The following is a 16,515-nucleotide window of genomic DNA, read 5'->3' as shown; positions in this document are numbered from 1 at the left end:
CGAAAAAGCAAAGAGTAAAAAGAATATTTAGATAGAAAGAAGAGAGAGAGATTACACAAAATTTCATATGTGTCTTTATTTTATATATACACTGATAGATGCCAAATTAGTTAACAGAATCAATGTAATTTATGTTATTTACAAGCTGTATTTACTCTACTGATCTGAGTTCCAATTACAACTGTAGCATCTAGTTCGACACAATGTGTTACTTTGGGAATTAGTCCATTTTGAGCAAGTATCTCAGCCGTTTGCAAAGCCTGTTTCTGGCTAGTCTCGACAAGTAAATAACCACCGGGCGCCAGCCATATTGGTGCTTCAGAAGCTACCCGTTTCTGGACATCTAGACCTTCCATCCCTCCATCGAGTGCTACCCGTTTCTCATATTCACGTGCCTCCTGAGGTAACAACTCGATTGAATCTGTAGGCACGTAGGGGGCGTTTGCAACCAAGATATCGACACGGTTATGTAATGCGGATGGAAGGGGATGGTAGAGGTCACCTTTATACACATTCCCCCCAAAGAAAGTAGTATTTTGACGTGCACACTTTACTGAAGTTAGGTCGATGTCGGTTGCATACAGCTCAATGTGGCCTATGACTTTGGCCAGCGCGGCTCCAACTGCACCAGTACCACAACACAAGTCAACTACGATGGATCCTGGAGTAGCAAGGGAAGCTGCCTGTTTAACAAGAAACTCGGTGCGCGGGCGTGGTATAAAGACTTCCTGTTCCACTTTTATTCGAATACCGCAGAAATCTGCCCAACCAATAATATGTTCGAGGGGAAGACCAGTTACTCGCTGTTCCACCATGTCGGTGAGTTTGTCTAATGTCTGAGCCTCTGAAATAAGTAACCGAGCCTCATCGTCTGCAAAAACACAACCGGCAGTTCTAAGCTTCTTTATTATAATTTCCTCTGTTTTCTTGTCTATATAATTATGAATCTGTTTCTCCATTCATTTCACCATTCCAAATATCTTATTGAAGTTATGTTCATTGATAACTAGTTCCTTGAAATTTAGAGGAATCCTTCTTCAAGTGTCCTTTAATTGCATAAGCAAGGTGTACATCATATAGTTAGTTAAGTTAGGTGGAAGGGTATTCTTAAGAGTACCCTCCTACCGTAACTAGTAAAGAGTATTGCGTATAATGGAAGCTGCCAAAACCTAAAAGCCCATATTCTCTTAATTATAAGCCATGAGACCCAGCAATAAAGTTCATTAACTTAAATCTTTGGCAATGTATGACTAAGTTCTTTACCAATAAGATTCGCTGAAACTGGCTTCTTTCCTATTTCCCTGGCCCATACCGATAATTGTCCAATATGGTGTATTTCATGAGCAATCATATGACGCATAACTTCCCCCCAAGTATCAGTTACTATGCTTCCGTCTGGTTGTGGGTCATAAAGAATGTTCCTTTCTTTTTCTGCATTCCAAGACCTAACAAACTCTCTTACTTCAAACTGAAAGTTTGTATCTAACTGGTGAACTTTTTCTAAGCTTTGATATTCCTCAAAACTCTCCTGAAAATCATCCTTTCCCTGAAGAATGCGAACCCAACTCCACTCTACATCAACAATGTGAAAGAGAGTGTGTAATATTCCTCCTACTCCCCCTGTTCGTTTCCGAAGCAGTTCCTCTAGTGGAATATTCTCACACCATTGATACCACTCTTCTCTAACCAACCAGTTATAATGAAACATAGTTTGCAAACTAATTCCTCCGTTTACTGTATTTTTCACTTTGTCTCTTTTTAAATGGGAGTATTAATTAGTTCGACAAATATTTTTAGATACCTATCTCATTGGAATAAGACAAGGTAATACTTAGAGTCGTATAGGCTATTCTGTTCCTAGAAAATTCATTATGTTAGTTAGACAAATTAGCATTAACCCTCAAAAATTTTAGAAATTTTCTCCGACCTACTTTTATATTTATTTTAATTTCATTTAACGTACCTTTATGAATAACACTGTGTTAAACTGTTTTGGGAATTATAAAATTAAATATGTGACTTTATGGTGATACCTATTTTAAATAAGATAGCTATCTTAAAAGGGAAGTTGGTGTAATTCCAACGCGGTCCCGCCACTGTAACAAGTAGTCTTATTCTTTTATCTACTCCACTGTCCTAATAGGATGGGAAGGAACAGAATAAGATGATGATCTGAAGCCAGGAGACCTGCCTTAAAGTTTAACACTATTTAACCTACGCGGATGGGGTGGTGTTTGAGCGAAACAGCTATGTAAATGAGATGAATTTATGAAAAAATCTGAATGCATTGTTATTGTTGAGTCAAGCACTTCTTTTTTAGAAGTGCTTTTTTAATGTGCTTACAATGTATCTAATAATTGGAGGAAATAATGTTTACAAAGAAATTAAAATTACTTTTCACTGTAGTTCTTTTATTTTTCACCCTTACTGCCTGCATCTCTAATAAAAGTAGTACAAGTAACGAGAATGAAAAACAATCTAAAACACATAAGAATCTAACATTTTTATTCAACTTCGCTTCTAACACGCTAGATCCAAATGTCGATGAGAATTATACAGCTATACGGGCTGGAGTAGGAGAAACACTCGTTAAAATTGGCGATGACTTAAAAATGCACCCGTGGCTGGCCAAGAAATGGAACACAACAGATAATGGACAGACGTGGATATTTACCATTAAAGAAAATATAACATTCCAAAATGGAAAAAAGCTAGATGCTAGTTCAGTGAAAGATTCTCTTAACAGAACCATTAAAGAAAGCCCTGCCATGCGAAATACATTAAAAATTAAAACAATGGAAGCGTCTGGACAAACATTAACCATTAAAACTGAAGAGCCTCTTCCAAAGTTTCCTTCGGAATTAGTTCATCCTAGTACAGTCATTGTTGACGTAGATGAGCCTAATATAAGTAAAAAGCCTATTGGAACAGGCCCATTTGTGATTACATCATTCGATCCAGGAAGCAAACTAGAATTAATGCGCTATAAGGATTATTGGGACGGAAAAGCAAAATTAAGCCGTGCAACGTTTGCATTTAATGAAGATGCAAATGCCCGAGTGTCGGCTTTACAATCAGGGAGTGCAGACATTATTTACCGTCCACCTTTCGAGAGTATAAGTACATTAAAAAACGATGATTCCATTGTCATTGATGGTGTACCAAGTGTACGTACACACTTACTCCTTTATAATTGGACTAACAAATCTCTAAAGGATGAAAACATAAGAAAAGCGATTAATGCTTTGATTGACCAAGAGAAGATCGTTAAAGATGTTATGAATAACCAGGCGACTATTGCAGAGGGTCCCTTTTTATCTAAATTCCCTTTTTCTCCAGCACCTTCTAAAGCAGAAAAGGGTATAACGGCTGCAAGGAAATACTTAGAACAAGCAGGATATGAAATAAAAGATGGAAAAGCTCTTAAGAACGGAAAGGCTCTATCTCTTTCACTTGTGACATACGATTCTTTACCTGAATTACCGTTAATTGCTCAAGTTATTCAATCGAAAGCCAAAGAAGTCGGAATTACTATTAACATTAAGCTCACAGACAATAGCGATCATTATTTGATGGAAAAGGATGATTGGGATTTAGCTGCTTATAGCCTAATTACAGCGCCACGAGGAGACGCTAGCTATTACTTGAGTACGGTTTATTTACCAGACGGAGCGTTAAATGCGAGTAGAATCAATGACAAGCAGTTGACTAATTTGATTCAAAAATTAAATGCGACAGTGGATGAAGGTACAAGAAATAAACTAGCTAAGGAAGCAACTGCAAAGATTAATAATGAAATGTTAACTTCATCAATTGTTCATCCTAAGAATGTAGTAGCTTATAAGAAATACGTACAAAATTGGGTAACAAGCCCGACTGAATATTATATGTTAACAAAAGACTTAGACGTGAATTTAAAGTAAAAAAGTATGTTGAGCTTACTACTTTTAAACTACCTGTACTTAAAGAGAATACTAGTGGTTTAAAAAAGATAGTATCAATGATTGAGGAAAACTATTTTTCTGTATGAGATGGATCTGGTTCAATACAATTTCAATACAATAGAGCAGCGCCTACAGAAGAGGTATACATCTTTAAATCTATCGCATTAAAAAAGACAATTTCAGGAGTGAAATAATGCTTAAAAAATCATGTTTGTTACTTGTTTGTCTCATAGTTTCTTTATTGACAGCCTGCTCAGAAGATACAAAAACAGGTGCTGATCAATCTGGAAAAAAGATAATATCAATTGGATGGCCACTTGATATAGGCCCACTAAATCCACATACCTATTTGCCTAACCAGATGACTACTCAGGCAATGGTTTATGAGTCACTTGTCGAATATAATGATGACGGTACCATTTCACCTAAACTCGCTGAAAAATGGAAGGTTTCAGATGACCAAACAACGTATACTTTCTACTTACGTGAAGGTGTAAAGTAATCTGATGGCTCCACCTTTAATGCAGACAATGTCATTCGCAACTTTAATGCCATTTTAGAAAACCGAAAAGCTCATTTATGGATGGGAATGGTTAAACATATTGAATATGTCAAAAAAATAGATGATTATACAGTTGCTTTAAAACTGGATGAACCCTATTATCCTGTTCTGAATGAACTAGCATTTGTTAGGCCATTTCGATTCCTAGGGGATGCAGGATTCCCTGAGAATGATGCAACCTCAAAAGGTATTAAGACAGCTGTTGGAACAGGTCCATGGGTTCTAAAAGAGTACAAAAAAGATAAATACGCTATTTTCAAACGCAACGATAAATATTGGGGTGAAAAACCAAAAGTTGATGAAGTAAAAATAAAAATTATTCCTGATTCAGAATCAATTGCTCTAGCGTTTGAAAATCAAGAGTTAGATTTAATCTATGGTCGAGGCATTGTTAGTTTAGATAATTACACGTATTTAAAAGATAGTGGTAATTACGAGACAGCTATTTCAGAACCGTTGTCCACAAAAGCGTTACTATTTAATACTCAATCAGGACCATTACAGCAATTAAAGGTACGTCAAGCCATTCATTATGCAATTAATAAGCAATCATTAATAAGTACCGTGACACATGGTACAGAAAAAGTAGCAGATACTTTGTTTTGGGATGCCATTCAAAAGCCAATGGCTGAAATGATCCAAGGTGAACTAGCAAAAGTAGGCATCAAATTAAATATTAAAGGAACAGATGTAATCGTGGGTTTACATCAGTTAATGAATGATGAAACCGACATTAACTTTTGGCGAACAAACGGACCACCAACTGATCCACATAATTTTATCAATGAATCAGCAACTCCAAACGCAAGTGGAGTTTATGAAGCAAAACTAGGATTAGCAGAGGCAAAAGATTTAGATGAAAAAATCCAGCAAGTACTTGTTAGTACAGACGAAGAAAAACGTTCACAATTATATAAAGAGATTTTAACAACTATGCATGATGAGGCGTTATTCTATCCGATTTCATATGAAACTAACAATGTAATTTATCAGAAGTCATTGCAGAAATTCGTACCACGCGCTGCTGAATATGATATTCCATATACTATTATGGACTTCAAGAAATAAATTGTAAAAAGACCGATGAAATCTGTTTCATCGGTTTCTTTTAGTCTAAATCGAGGTGTACATATATGAAAAAAACTTTATGGTTATTTTGTTTAAAACGGTTAGCATCTCTACCAATTATTCTTTTAGGTGTATCATTACTTACCTTCTTCTTAATGCGTATTGTACCTATAGAGCCGGCTGAAGTAATTTTACGATTATCCGGTGTCAAATGTCTCGGCTGCAATGCAAAGATAATAAGAAAGTCCAGTTTGTTGAGACTCAAGCATATTTCTATGAAAATCATCATTTAAAAAGGAGCGTGCTTGTAATGCAAAATCTTCTGCTCTGGTATTATGTCCCTGATTATTTAAGAAATCAATATGCTGTTTGATTAAATCTTGTACCTTCTCATCATTAAACTTTAATCCTTTCTTAAGCGAATTAGCTATACTATCCATAAAGTGTTTTGCCTCTAAAGCTTGCTCATTCATTGACTGAACATCAATTTGATTTTCTTTAAGTAAATCATAGTCATAATTCTCTTTTAGATATTTATTTTGATCCTTCATTGCTTCCACCCACTCTTTTTCTCTCTCAAATCCTTTGAACATTTCTGATTTATCCATAATTTCTCCTTTCATGGTGAAGTGAATCGATTCATCTAGTGTCTGAACTAAACGCTTTATTCTTTCCATTCGTGCAAGAAGTAATTTTCTTTGATCAGACAATATAGATAATCGTTCTGGCTCACCATCCAATAGTTGATGTATTTTTTTGAGGGGAAAGTCCAACTCTCGATAAAATAAGATTTGTTGTAAACGCTCCAGCTCTTTTGTTCCATAGAGACGATAACCTGCCTCACTTATTTTGCAAGGCAATAAAAGACCCATTTTATGGTAATGATATAGGGTTTTTATCGTCACATTTGTCAATTCTGAGATTTGTTTTACTGTATATAGCACACTTATCCACCTCGTCTGTCAGTCTAAAGGCTACTCTAAGGTAAGAGTCAATAACTAATTCTATAATTCAGATGAAAAATTTTTAAGAGAAAACCTCGCTCAAATTATGAAAAGAGTTACCATAATGTAAATGATCAGAATGAATCTAAAAGAGCTGCTGTTGATTTCAACAGCAGCTCTTTTAAGCTACGTGGCATTTTAACGTTCAAAAAATAATTAGAAACCCAGTTAAAACAATTACACTTTTCGTTAGGTATCAGGGTAAAAAATTTAAGACTGTTAACATAAAAAGTAAGATGATTCCTGGGAATTTATCTGAACCGGGAAGGTTCCCATCAGCGAATACTTTCTTGTGAACCTTCTTAGAATAAAAACATCCACCTACAATAACTACTAGCCCTATAAATAATAAAATAGTCATTCTCTTTACCTTCTTTTTCTTAACTCCATCCTAATGATATTAGCATAAAATACAGGAATGTCTGGAGAAAATACTTTGCATACGATAAAAAATCACGTATTTGTCTTGACTATGAGTAAGTGATAAAATTCTACTTTTAATAAAAGAGTTTATTCATCTACTTAATATAACGTAGGTTACGGCATAGATAAAAAAACACTGGCTTACGACTAGTGTTTTTTATTTACAATAGTCATTTATCCAAATGCTATCCAAAGAACGAAAAAACAACGTATAACACAACAGAAATACCTGCAGCTATCAGTGCTGGGACAAGTTTTGAACGAGCATATTTAACTACATCTATCCCCAAAACCGTACAGGTCGTCACGGTGTTATCGCTAAGAGGAGAAGCAAATGCTCCAAATGTTCCACTAGCAAAGACAGCACCAATTGCCATTAAGATGCTCGTATGTGATTAAGTTGCTAATGTTACGCCAAGGGGCATTAAAAGCCCCCAGGTTCCCCACGATGAACCAATAAAACAGGAGATAACTGCTCCTAGGATGAAAAGAGATGGCGCAATAAACATGTGAGGAATCCATGATGTTAGATGAGAAGTAATGTATTTGGAAAACCCTAGATCTTCTGAAACAGCTGTTACAGCCCAAATAAGTGCTAACATAATGATAACATTAACCAATTCGTTTCCACCCTTCACAAAATGGGTAACAAGGGTACTGACTGGAAATCGCTGAAAGATAAAAATAGCAAATGCTATGATAACTGCTATTAATAATGAAGTTAACATGACTCCAAGCATATCGCTCTTTATAAAAGCATTAAAAAAGCTATTTGCTTTAGAATGACCATCCCACCAGCTGAGGAACAGGGTTAACAATAAAAATAAAGATATAGGGACGATTAAATTCCATGGACGGATTGGCGTCTCCTTAATATAAGCACGGTGAGCCGCATCTAAATCCTCTTGCTGATCCGCATGATTCGGAGTGTTTCCATTCAGTCTATTTCTATCAAACATTCCCGTCCTTTCGCCATGAATATCCGGTTCACTAATAATTGTTCCTGTTTCCATATTAAATGAACCTTTTAAATTGGTACCTGCCCCATCTAAATCCGTTGTGTGTGGTGGGATGTGTTCCCCCTTCTTATTTTGGTTAAAAGATTTCATTTGATGATCTGTATGGACGTTTTCTAGGTGCTCACTCTCGTTCTCTTTTTTAAAGAAACTGTAATATATTCCGACTAAGATAATGACAATGGAGAAAAAATTAAAAGGTATGCTTTTTACATAAACCATGTAAGCTGATTGATGAATTCCAGACGTCTTGAGGGATTGGCCAATAATGGAGACCATGTACCCAACAAAAGCCGTTGCAATTGGAATTAAAGCAATAACTGGGTTTGCCGTAAATTCAATTGCATAGGCGATTCTCTTTTTAGACATGCCAAGACGTTTGCTTAATGCTTTCATAATTGGAGCAATTGTTACGATACGAAAGTCAGGCTCGCTAAACGTACCAAGTGTGGAGACCCATGCAAGGGCCATTGCGCTTTTTTTTGTTTTTACCTTTTTACTTATTAAATGAACAAATCCTTTAATTCCTCCGGTTAATTTTATAATTCCTACTAGGCCAGCGAATGCGTATAGAAAAACAATAATTCGAATATTATTTTTGACAACGATATTGCTGATTAAGTATTTAATCATGTGTTCAGCTCCACCAAGTATGTTCGGATACAGAAGGTAGCTCCCAACTAATAGACCAACGAATAGGCCAGACTGTACTTGTTTAGTCAATATCGAAATTGGAATTACAAGGATAAATGGAATTAGGCACGCCCAAGTTCCTGCCATAAAAACAACACCTCTTTCAAAAAACTTTTTTTATTCTTTTTGAAAAGAGGATATTTTATGCATTTAAGTATGAATAAAGCAATATTCTTTGAACAAACTAACTAGGGTGTCAAAGGGTATCATCGGATAAAGTCATGTAAGAAGAAAGGCACCTTAGAGAGAAGGTGCTTTTTTGGTTGAAAGGAATACATAAAAAGTGAAAAAACCACTCAAATATCTGGTTTTCTTGATTGTTGGAGTTATTTGTATTAGCCTCTTACTATTTTCCATTTACACGGATTTTGCTCACTTTAATGGATACAATCCTATTCCTGTTGAGAAGTAAAAAGCACGCATACATGCATATCTATATTATGAATCAGCGTATTTTTTGAATGGGATACTTTGCTATGAGCAAACTACTTCAGACGCCGAGAGGCATCTACCTAGAATCCCTATTCTATGAGCAAAAAAAACTACCTCCCTCTCCAAAAAGGTAGTTTCTTTTGTTTTTAAGTTCTATGTAAACTTTTTCTATGTACAATCTACACGTTTGTTATAAAAAAACGACTGATTACACATGTATTTTACGCATTGGAAAAAAACTACTTAAGATACCTGAAAGCATCAGGTCAGTATAACAATTACCGTATAGAAAAAGGAGACCTTATAAATTAAGGTCTCTTCAAATCGACAATTTTTCTATTAGCAATAAACTTCATAGATTTTATATGGTTATTTAGCAAAGATATATGTTAATTAAAAACCCTCCAAGACAACCTTCCCAATCATTTTGCCTGACTCTACTTTAGCATGAACCTGTCTCAAGTTATTAGCATTAATAGGAGAAATAGTTTCTGTTAAAGTAGAGCGGAGAATTCCTTGGTCAAAGAGTTTACTTGTTAGATTTAATAATTCATGTTGTTTAATCATATCTTCTGTTTGATACATAGAACGAGTATACATAAACTCCCATACAAAAGTGACACTCTTACTCTTTAAGAGATTTAAGTCTAGGTTTTCACTATTTTCAACAATTGAACAAATTTTCCCTTGCGGTAAAATAGATTCTGCCATGCTGTTCCAATGACCATCTGTATCATTTAAGCAGAAAATATAATGAACTCCGTTGAAGCCGATTTCTTGAAGTTGAGGTACAAATTCTTGTCGATGATTAATGATATAATCAGCTCCTAATTGCTTGCACCAGTCTACCGTTTCTTCTCTGGAAGCTGTAGCGATAACCGTTAGACCCAACCATTTAGCTAATTGGATAGCAATAGATCCTACCCCACCGGCACCACCGATAATAAGAATCGTTTTTCCCTGATCTCTTTCTTTTGAAATACCTAAACGCTCAGATAACCCTTCCCATGCTGTAATAGTAGTCAGTGGCATAGCTGCGGCCTCTGAAAATGAAAGATTTGAAGGCTTTTTACCTACAATACGTTCATCTACAAGTTGATATTCACTATAGGAACCGGGCCTTGTAATATCACCTGCATAAAATACTTCATCTCCTGGTTTAAACAGTGTACAACTCTCTCCAACAGCTTCTACTACGCCACTGGCGTCCCACCCTAAGATTTTGGGATGATCCTCTATATGATCTTTGGGCTGACGTACTTTGGTATCTACAGGATTCACTGAAATAGCTTTTATTTTAACTAATAAATCCTGCCCTTTAGGAATTGGCTTTTCCACCGAAAGATCAAGCAGGCTCTCTTCATTTTCGATAGGTAAGTAACGGTATAGTCCTACTGCTTTCATACTAAACATCCTCCTAATAAAATTTAATCATCATTTCACATATATGATGTGTAATTCATTATAATGAGAAAGAGGAATAGATAATAGTACGCACATTTAAGTGGTATAGTAACATTCTATATAATATGGAGGTTTTTTATGAGAAATCGTAAGACGGGATATGGTGATTGTCCAACAGGTTGCCCAGTCGAAACAACATTAGATATTATTGGTGGTAAGTGGAAAGGAGTTATTTTATATCATTTATTACAAGAAACAAAACGATTTAATGAATTACGTCGTTTAATCCCTAGCCTAACCCAAAGAATGCTCACACTACAGCTTCGTGAACTTGAAAGTGATGGTGTCGTTCATCGAGAAGTGTATCCTATCGTTCCACCAAAGGTAGAATACTCTCTAACCGAGTTCGGTTACACATTAAAACCTATCATTCTTCAAATGTATGAATGGGGAAAAGCATACGAATTAAACATAAAAATGAAAGAAAATAATGGATAGATAGTACTTTTACCTAAATAGCTATTATTGATGAAATCTATTTTATGAGGAAAAAACTGCTGATTGTCTGTGGGAGTTTTTTCTGTTTTTCAACTGCATATGATATAAAAATCTAGTTACCATAAATTCACAGTCAAACAAGCAGATCCTTAATAATCAAGGACCTGCGTGTTTTAGTTTACATAAAGTTTATTTCATCGTGTACTGTTTCTTAAAAGATACACACTGTAAATCAGTAGCAAAACTAATAAAAATAAAGCTATCCAATAAATGATCATTAGACTGTTTGGAAAATAAGTAATAGCTTCGTATAAAAGAAAAGCAGTTATTAGAAAAAAACTAACAAAGCGACCTACATAACATATTAAAAAACGAATGAACTCTGTCACTTGGTTTCTTCCTTAAAATAACACTCTCTCCATTTTACTAAAAAATGTTACAAGGGATTACGCATAATATGATTTTAGATTTACGTAATCACGATTCTAGGCACTAAGAAGAAGCGCCAATCTTTGCTTAGAATAACGCCCCCTATAGTTTAACAATCTAATCTACAATTAAAGCTTTAATTCTTCATATTTTCCTACATAGGAATAATTTTTGTTGCAACTGTTTGTTGAAATGCTTGATCATGCTCAACGATAACCATGGTGGGACTAAAGCTTTGAATGAGCTCTTCAATCTGCACACGCGAATAAATATCAATAAAATTTAATGGTTCATCCCAAATATATAAATGAGCTTTTTCACATAAACTTTTGGCTATGAGCAGCTTTTTCTTTTGTCCGCCAGAATAGTGAGATATGTCTTTCTCAAATTGAATTCGGTCGAAATCCATCTTACGTAGGATGGATTTAAATAACGTTTCATTAACCTCATATTCTTTAATAAAGTCCGATAATCTTCCTTTCAAATGAGAGGTATCTTGTTGGACATAAGAAATAATGAGGCCTGAACTTAAATTCATTGAGCCTGTATACTGTATTGGTTTGCCTAGAATTAGTTTTAGAATACTACTTTTTCCACTCCCATTCTTTCCATCAAGTACAATACGGTCACCTTGTTCAACTTTAAAGCTAATTGGCTTGTTTACTATTTGGTCATTATACTTAACAGATACATCAGTCAAATTAATCAATTCATTTGATTGACATTCTAATGGTTCTAATTTTAATGACTCTGTTATTTCCACATTTTTCAACAGCTTTGACTTTTCTTCAATAGCTTTTTGTTGCCTTAATTCAAGGTTCTTTGCTCTCTTCATCATCTTTGCTGCTTTATGTCCTACAAAACCTTTATCCAACTTAGAACCAGAATTTGTTGTCCCATTTTTGGAAGATTCCACTTGATTAGACCAACCTGTTGTACGCTTTGAAGACTGTTTTAATCTTCCAATGTCTTTTTGTAGACGTTGATTTTTTGCCTCTTCGTGCTCCTGCTGTCTATCAAAGTTTAATTTCCACGAAGAATAGTTCCCATTTTGAACTTCAATGTTTGCTCTATTGATAGATAAGATATGATCCACGCATCCGTCTAAAAACATTCTGTCATGTGAGATTAAAATAAACCCTTTTTTCTTTCTTAGATAATCAGAGACTATCTTTCGTGCATCAGTGTCTAGGTGATTGGTTGGTTCATCAATCAATAGAAATTGACCCTCATTCAAAAAAAGGCCAGCAAGCAACACCTTTGTTTGTTCCCCATTTGATAATGTTTTAAATGGCCGGTACATGACCTCCGCATCAACATTTAAATAGGATATTTCACGAAGAAATTCCCAATCTTCTACTTGCGGGCAGATTTCTTCTAAGATTTCATGAGTATACTTGTTTTTATCTGAAACTGGATAAGGAAAATAATTAAATTCTACCGAGGAAATGATTTTCCCACTATACTCATAATTCTCTAATAATAAATTAAAGAATGTTGTTTTACCTCGTCCATTTCTACCGATAAATCCAAGTTTCCAATCCGTATCTATTTGAAAGTTTACATCTTCAAAAATATTGTCAAAACTACTTGGATAAGAAAAAGTTAAATTTTGAACTTGTATCATTGACATAATAAATCCTCCTTTGTATATCAACACCTTTTACTTTTTATACAAAGTCGGCACATCCATCTATTCCAAATTACTCTGTATAAGTTTGATGGATATTAACGACTTATACAGAGTATTACATGCGTAACAATAGTGTCTGAATTACTCATTTCTCTCTCTCCTTTATTCATTAGGTTAAGTTGCAGAATTAAAAAATATTAAGCTTACCTATGAGAGCATAAAAAATCCTCCCAATTTGTAATTGGAAGGATTAGTCTTTCACTTATGTTAAATAAGTGCTTATTTGCCATCGGAATAATGACAAATGAAGTATAAACTGATTAATAAAAATGGATAGACTAACCCTATATTTTGTAGTTTGAAGTTATTCATTTCAAATGAAAATATAGATTAGTTAATCATTGTCCATTCATCAGTCCTCTCATAATCGTATCTTTATATTAACAATTTTTTTTATGTAATACAATGTTGCAATGTATTACATATCGTTTACGATTTCGATCTGTAATAAAAACCAAATTAAAAGTAAGCTTTTGTTTATAAATTTAATGTTAAATAGTCTTTCTGGTTTACATAAAACAATTTTACAGGAATAAATAAAGTCCCAAGAAGTGTTACGGGACTGCACCCTGTTTGTGAGACAGGAATCAAAGCACCTTTTATACATATTCTCTCCTCTCTAAAAATAGTATTTTTAGGAAAAATATGATATTGTTTACATGCGGTTATATTTTGGTACTTTATAATTGTGAATTCTGATAAAAAGCTATCTCATTTGCCAATGCTGGGGGAGCTTTTTATTTTTGCTGCAATTCTTAGAAAGGAGTATTTGATGTTATTGAAAACGATAGTTACAGCAATTATTGGAGGTATTCTTTTTCCTTTGTCAACAAAACTATTTATGTAAAAAAAGACCACTAACAAAGACATAAGTTATATTACAATGAGTTTTTCATTCGCTATCCTCTTCTTTATTATGCTTCTATTTACAAAAAACTTCACTTAAAAAGAGTAAGAGATCTAAATATTTTCAGTCGATTAAGGAGCTTTTCAAATGCGTAATCACGAAAAAACTAAGAATAAAAAAAATATAATTTTAGGTATTATATATGCTCTAATTTTAATATTTGTATATGCATTTAACTTACCTCTACAGATAGCTTTGTCTATACTTACTCTTGTCATAATCTTTGAACTTGTAACTTCAATAAAAGAAGATGACAAAGCTAAGAATGTTATAAACATTATTACTCTATGTTTATTTATACTTGGAATTGTTTTTCTCTAACTAATACTTACTAAAAAATAATAATAAAAACGGAACAAAGACTTCTTATAAATTAAGAAGTCTTTGTTCTTTTTGATCTTTCCAACTCTTGTTCCTTGCGTTTATCGTGATTTTGAATATCTCCAACGTGTTTTAATTTAAGATTGATATTGTCTGATATAGATAGTTCAAAAGGGTACACTCTTTTTGGATGCAAGAAAAACTAATGAGAAAACGTCTATTTGTCGTCATCTAGAGTAAATAGTAAAACTATATTTTTAAGGATAAAGTTTATATATTTACTCTTTCATATAAAATAAGTTTTTATTGTATTTTTGATTAAATTTATCTTATCAAAAACATATTAACATTAAATGATTATATACTTTTTGTTTATTTACCATAGTATGCTAGTCATGACCTGCTTCAGAATTAGATAAGGATTTGATTCCCCCTCTTTTGTACGCCATGCTACAAAACCGTCTGGTCTTATCAATACAGCTCCTTGAGAGGTGACACCGTACAATGCTTCCCAGCTATCCTCGTACTCAATCCCATCCCCTTGTGAACTGATATCATAAACTTCAATAGAGACACCTAAGTGGGAAGATATATTTCGGGCAGCAGTGCGCCACAGTCTATTATCTTCTCCCGTAAATAAGACGAAATTTTCGCCTATTAAATCTAAGGTAGATATACGCTTACCTTGGTACTTCAACCACATATGTGGAGCACGTGTACCTGGTCTTCCGTTTAGCTCTAATTGATCCATTCTATGTGTTGTATCGGAGTTTTCCTCACTAATGGCTGATGAGTTATATTTATACCCTACAGTAACTGCAAGATGATCCATATTATTGAGGGTGCTTACACCTTTCTTAATAACACTGAATAATAAATTACTTGCATATTCCGTTGTTACTTCTGCAGCATAGTGTCTTTCATCATTATAAGTTTGGAGCAATCGTGGATGAGCTTGTTTGTGTATCACTGCAGCCAACTTCCAAGCTAAATTATGAGCATCTTGAATACCTGTATTCGAACCAAATCCTCCGGCAGGTGGCATAAGATGCGCTGCGTCTCCAATTAGAAAGACTCGATTATCTTGAAAACGAGTAACTGTCTGTTCTACAGCTGCCCAAGGTAAAATACTGAAGATGACAATATCAAGATTTGAAACTCCTATAGCTTTTTTTAGAATCTCACAGCATCGCTCTTCAGAAAAATCTTTTGGACTTTCTCCATTTGAGGGATTATAGGCCACGTGGTAAATCCATTCATCACAATTGTTAACGGTGATGAGCGCACCAAATACTTCTGGATTTAGGATTTGAATCCAGCCAAACTGGCTAGCTTTTAGAAAGCGACTTAGATCAGCCTGAAAATAGATGTTAATATAATGTCCGCCGATGACTCCTCTTCCTGTACTTGGAATTTTTGTATGTTGACGAATTGTGCTTTTAGCGCCGTCTGCCGCAACTAAATAATCACTTCGAATCTTTTCTTTCGTTCCTGTCTCTCGATTTATTATAGTGGCTGTTACTCCTAAATCGTCTTGTTGATACTCTATAAGTTCAGTATTATAGCGTATATGCCCTTTTCCCTCTTTAGCAGCTTGAAGAAGGATAGGTTCTAGTTCCATTTGATAACAAGATGCTGGCTTTGAAGGGCTCACCTTTTCAAAATTTTCTATTCTCTCTTTCTCAAGAGCCTTTTGGGAGTTCTCCACCGTTTCTAATTTCTCAGGGTCTATGCTTTTTATTGTCTCTACAGCAATCCTTCCACGAATATTATCTAATGGTTTGCTAGCAGTACGAATAGCTGCCTCCAATCCAAGTTGTCGAAATATTTCCATCGTACGAAATGTAATCCCTCCGGCTTTTGGATGGCTAGCTGTACCAGTGTGTTTTTCAATGAGTAAATAATCAACGTTATGACGTGCCAAAAAGAGAGCAGAGGTAAGTCCACTAAGACCTCCACCTACTATTAAAACTGGAACATGTTTGTGTATCATAGAAATTTTCCTTTCAATTTTAAATGTACCCATGGGCCTTACTGAATTCAGTAATCAAACTATAATATAAAAAAAAATGAAATTGTAGACTGTTTTTAGGTTATGTTTTATAATTATAATAGAGTATG

General features: G+C 34.5%; 8 protein-coding genes, 2 pseudogenes and 1 riboswitch. Of the genes and pseudogenes, 3 read left to right on the top strand and 7 right to left on the bottom strand.

All coding sequences use genetic code 11. The features are described 5' to 3' along the window. Positions 1–134 precede the first annotated feature (134 nt). Together Q5794_RS09485 and Q5794_RS09480 are read right to left on the bottom strand one after the other, a co-directional pair. Positions 135–959: a putative protein N(5)-glutamine methyltransferase gene (locus Q5794_RS09485; protein WP_374989016.1), complete on the bottom strand. Its 825-nt coding sequence runs from the start codon at positions 957–959 to the stop codon at positions 135–137. A gap of 269 nt (positions 960–1,228) precedes the next feature. Further along, a complete protein-coding gene (locus Q5794_RS09480) occupies positions 1,229–1,717 on the bottom strand; it encodes a DinB family protein (protein WP_374989210.1) in 489 nt (162 codons plus the stop codon). A 290-nt stretch (positions 1,718–2,007) separates the two neighbouring features. After that, a riboswitch (cobalamin riboswitch) is annotated at positions 2,008–2,210 on the top strand. Between the two features lie 159 nt (positions 2,211–2,369). Here Q5794_RS09480 and nikA (Q5794_RS09475) point away from each other — a divergent pair. Next, positions 2,370–3,923 carry a nickel ABC transporter substrate-binding protein gene (gene nikA / locus Q5794_RS09475; RefSeq protein WP_374989015.1) on the top strand — a complete coding sequence of 518 codons (1,554 nt, stop codon included), beginning with the start codon at positions 2,370–2,372 and terminating at the stop codon, positions 3,921–3,923. A gap of 214 nt (positions 3,924–4,137) precedes the next feature. After that, a pseudogene (gene nikA, locus Q5794_RS09470) lies at positions 4,138–5,574 on the top strand (nickel ABC transporter substrate-binding protein). 197 nt (positions 5,575–5,771) lie between these two features. On the opposite strand, the gene Q5794_RS09465 reads toward nikA (Q5794_RS09470), so the two are convergent. The 3 genes and pseudogenes from Q5794_RS09465 to Q5794_RS09455 form a co-directional block, all read right to left on the bottom strand. Further along, positions 5,772–6,518: a MerR family transcriptional regulator gene (locus Q5794_RS09465; RefSeq protein ID WP_374989014.1), complete on the bottom strand. Its 747-nt coding sequence runs from the start codon at positions 6,516–6,518 to the stop codon at positions 5,772–5,774. A 668-nt stretch (positions 6,519–7,186) separates the two neighbouring features. After that, positions 7,187–8,797, bottom strand: a pseudogene (locus Q5794_RS09460) (Na+/H+ antiporter NhaC family protein). 738 nt (positions 8,798–9,535) lie between these two features. Then, complete coding sequence (locus Q5794_RS09455) at positions 9,536–10,546, bottom strand: zinc-binding alcohol dehydrogenase family protein (protein ID WP_214987762.1); 1,011 nt, start codon at positions 10,544–10,546, stop codon at positions 9,536–9,538. A gap of 138 nt (positions 10,547–10,684) precedes the next feature. Here Q5794_RS09455 and Q5794_RS09450 point away from each other — a divergent pair, with 138 nt between their 5' ends. Next, entirely contained in the window at positions 10,685–11,044 is a 360-nt protein-coding gene (locus Q5794_RS09450) for a helix-turn-helix domain-containing protein (RefSeq protein ID WP_214987760.1), read from the top strand. 583 nt (positions 11,045–11,627) lie between these two features. Here Q5794_RS09450 and Q5794_RS09445 read toward each other — a convergent pair. Next, on the bottom strand, positions 11,628–13,106 hold the full coding sequence (locus Q5794_RS09445) for an Lsa family ABC-F type ribosomal protection protein (protein WP_214987759.1): 1,479 nt from the start codon (positions 13,104–13,106) through the stop codon (positions 11,628–11,630). Between the two features lie 1,664 nt (positions 13,107–14,770). Continuing rightward, positions 14,771–16,387 (bottom strand): FAD-dependent monooxygenase, encoded by a 1,617-nt coding sequence (locus tag Q5794_RS09440; RefSeq protein WP_214987756.1) that lies wholly within the window; start codon positions 16,385–16,387, stop codon positions 14,771–14,773. Positions 16,388–16,515: the final 128 nt, after the last annotated feature.

The organism is Priestia megaterium, assembly GCF_041941685.1.
Classification (GTDB): Bacteria; Bacillota; Bacilli; order Bacillales; family Bacillaceae_H; genus Priestia; species Priestia megaterium_C.
Note: the sequence above shows the minus strand (reverse complement) of the source record. Positions and strands in the feature narration are given on the sequence as shown.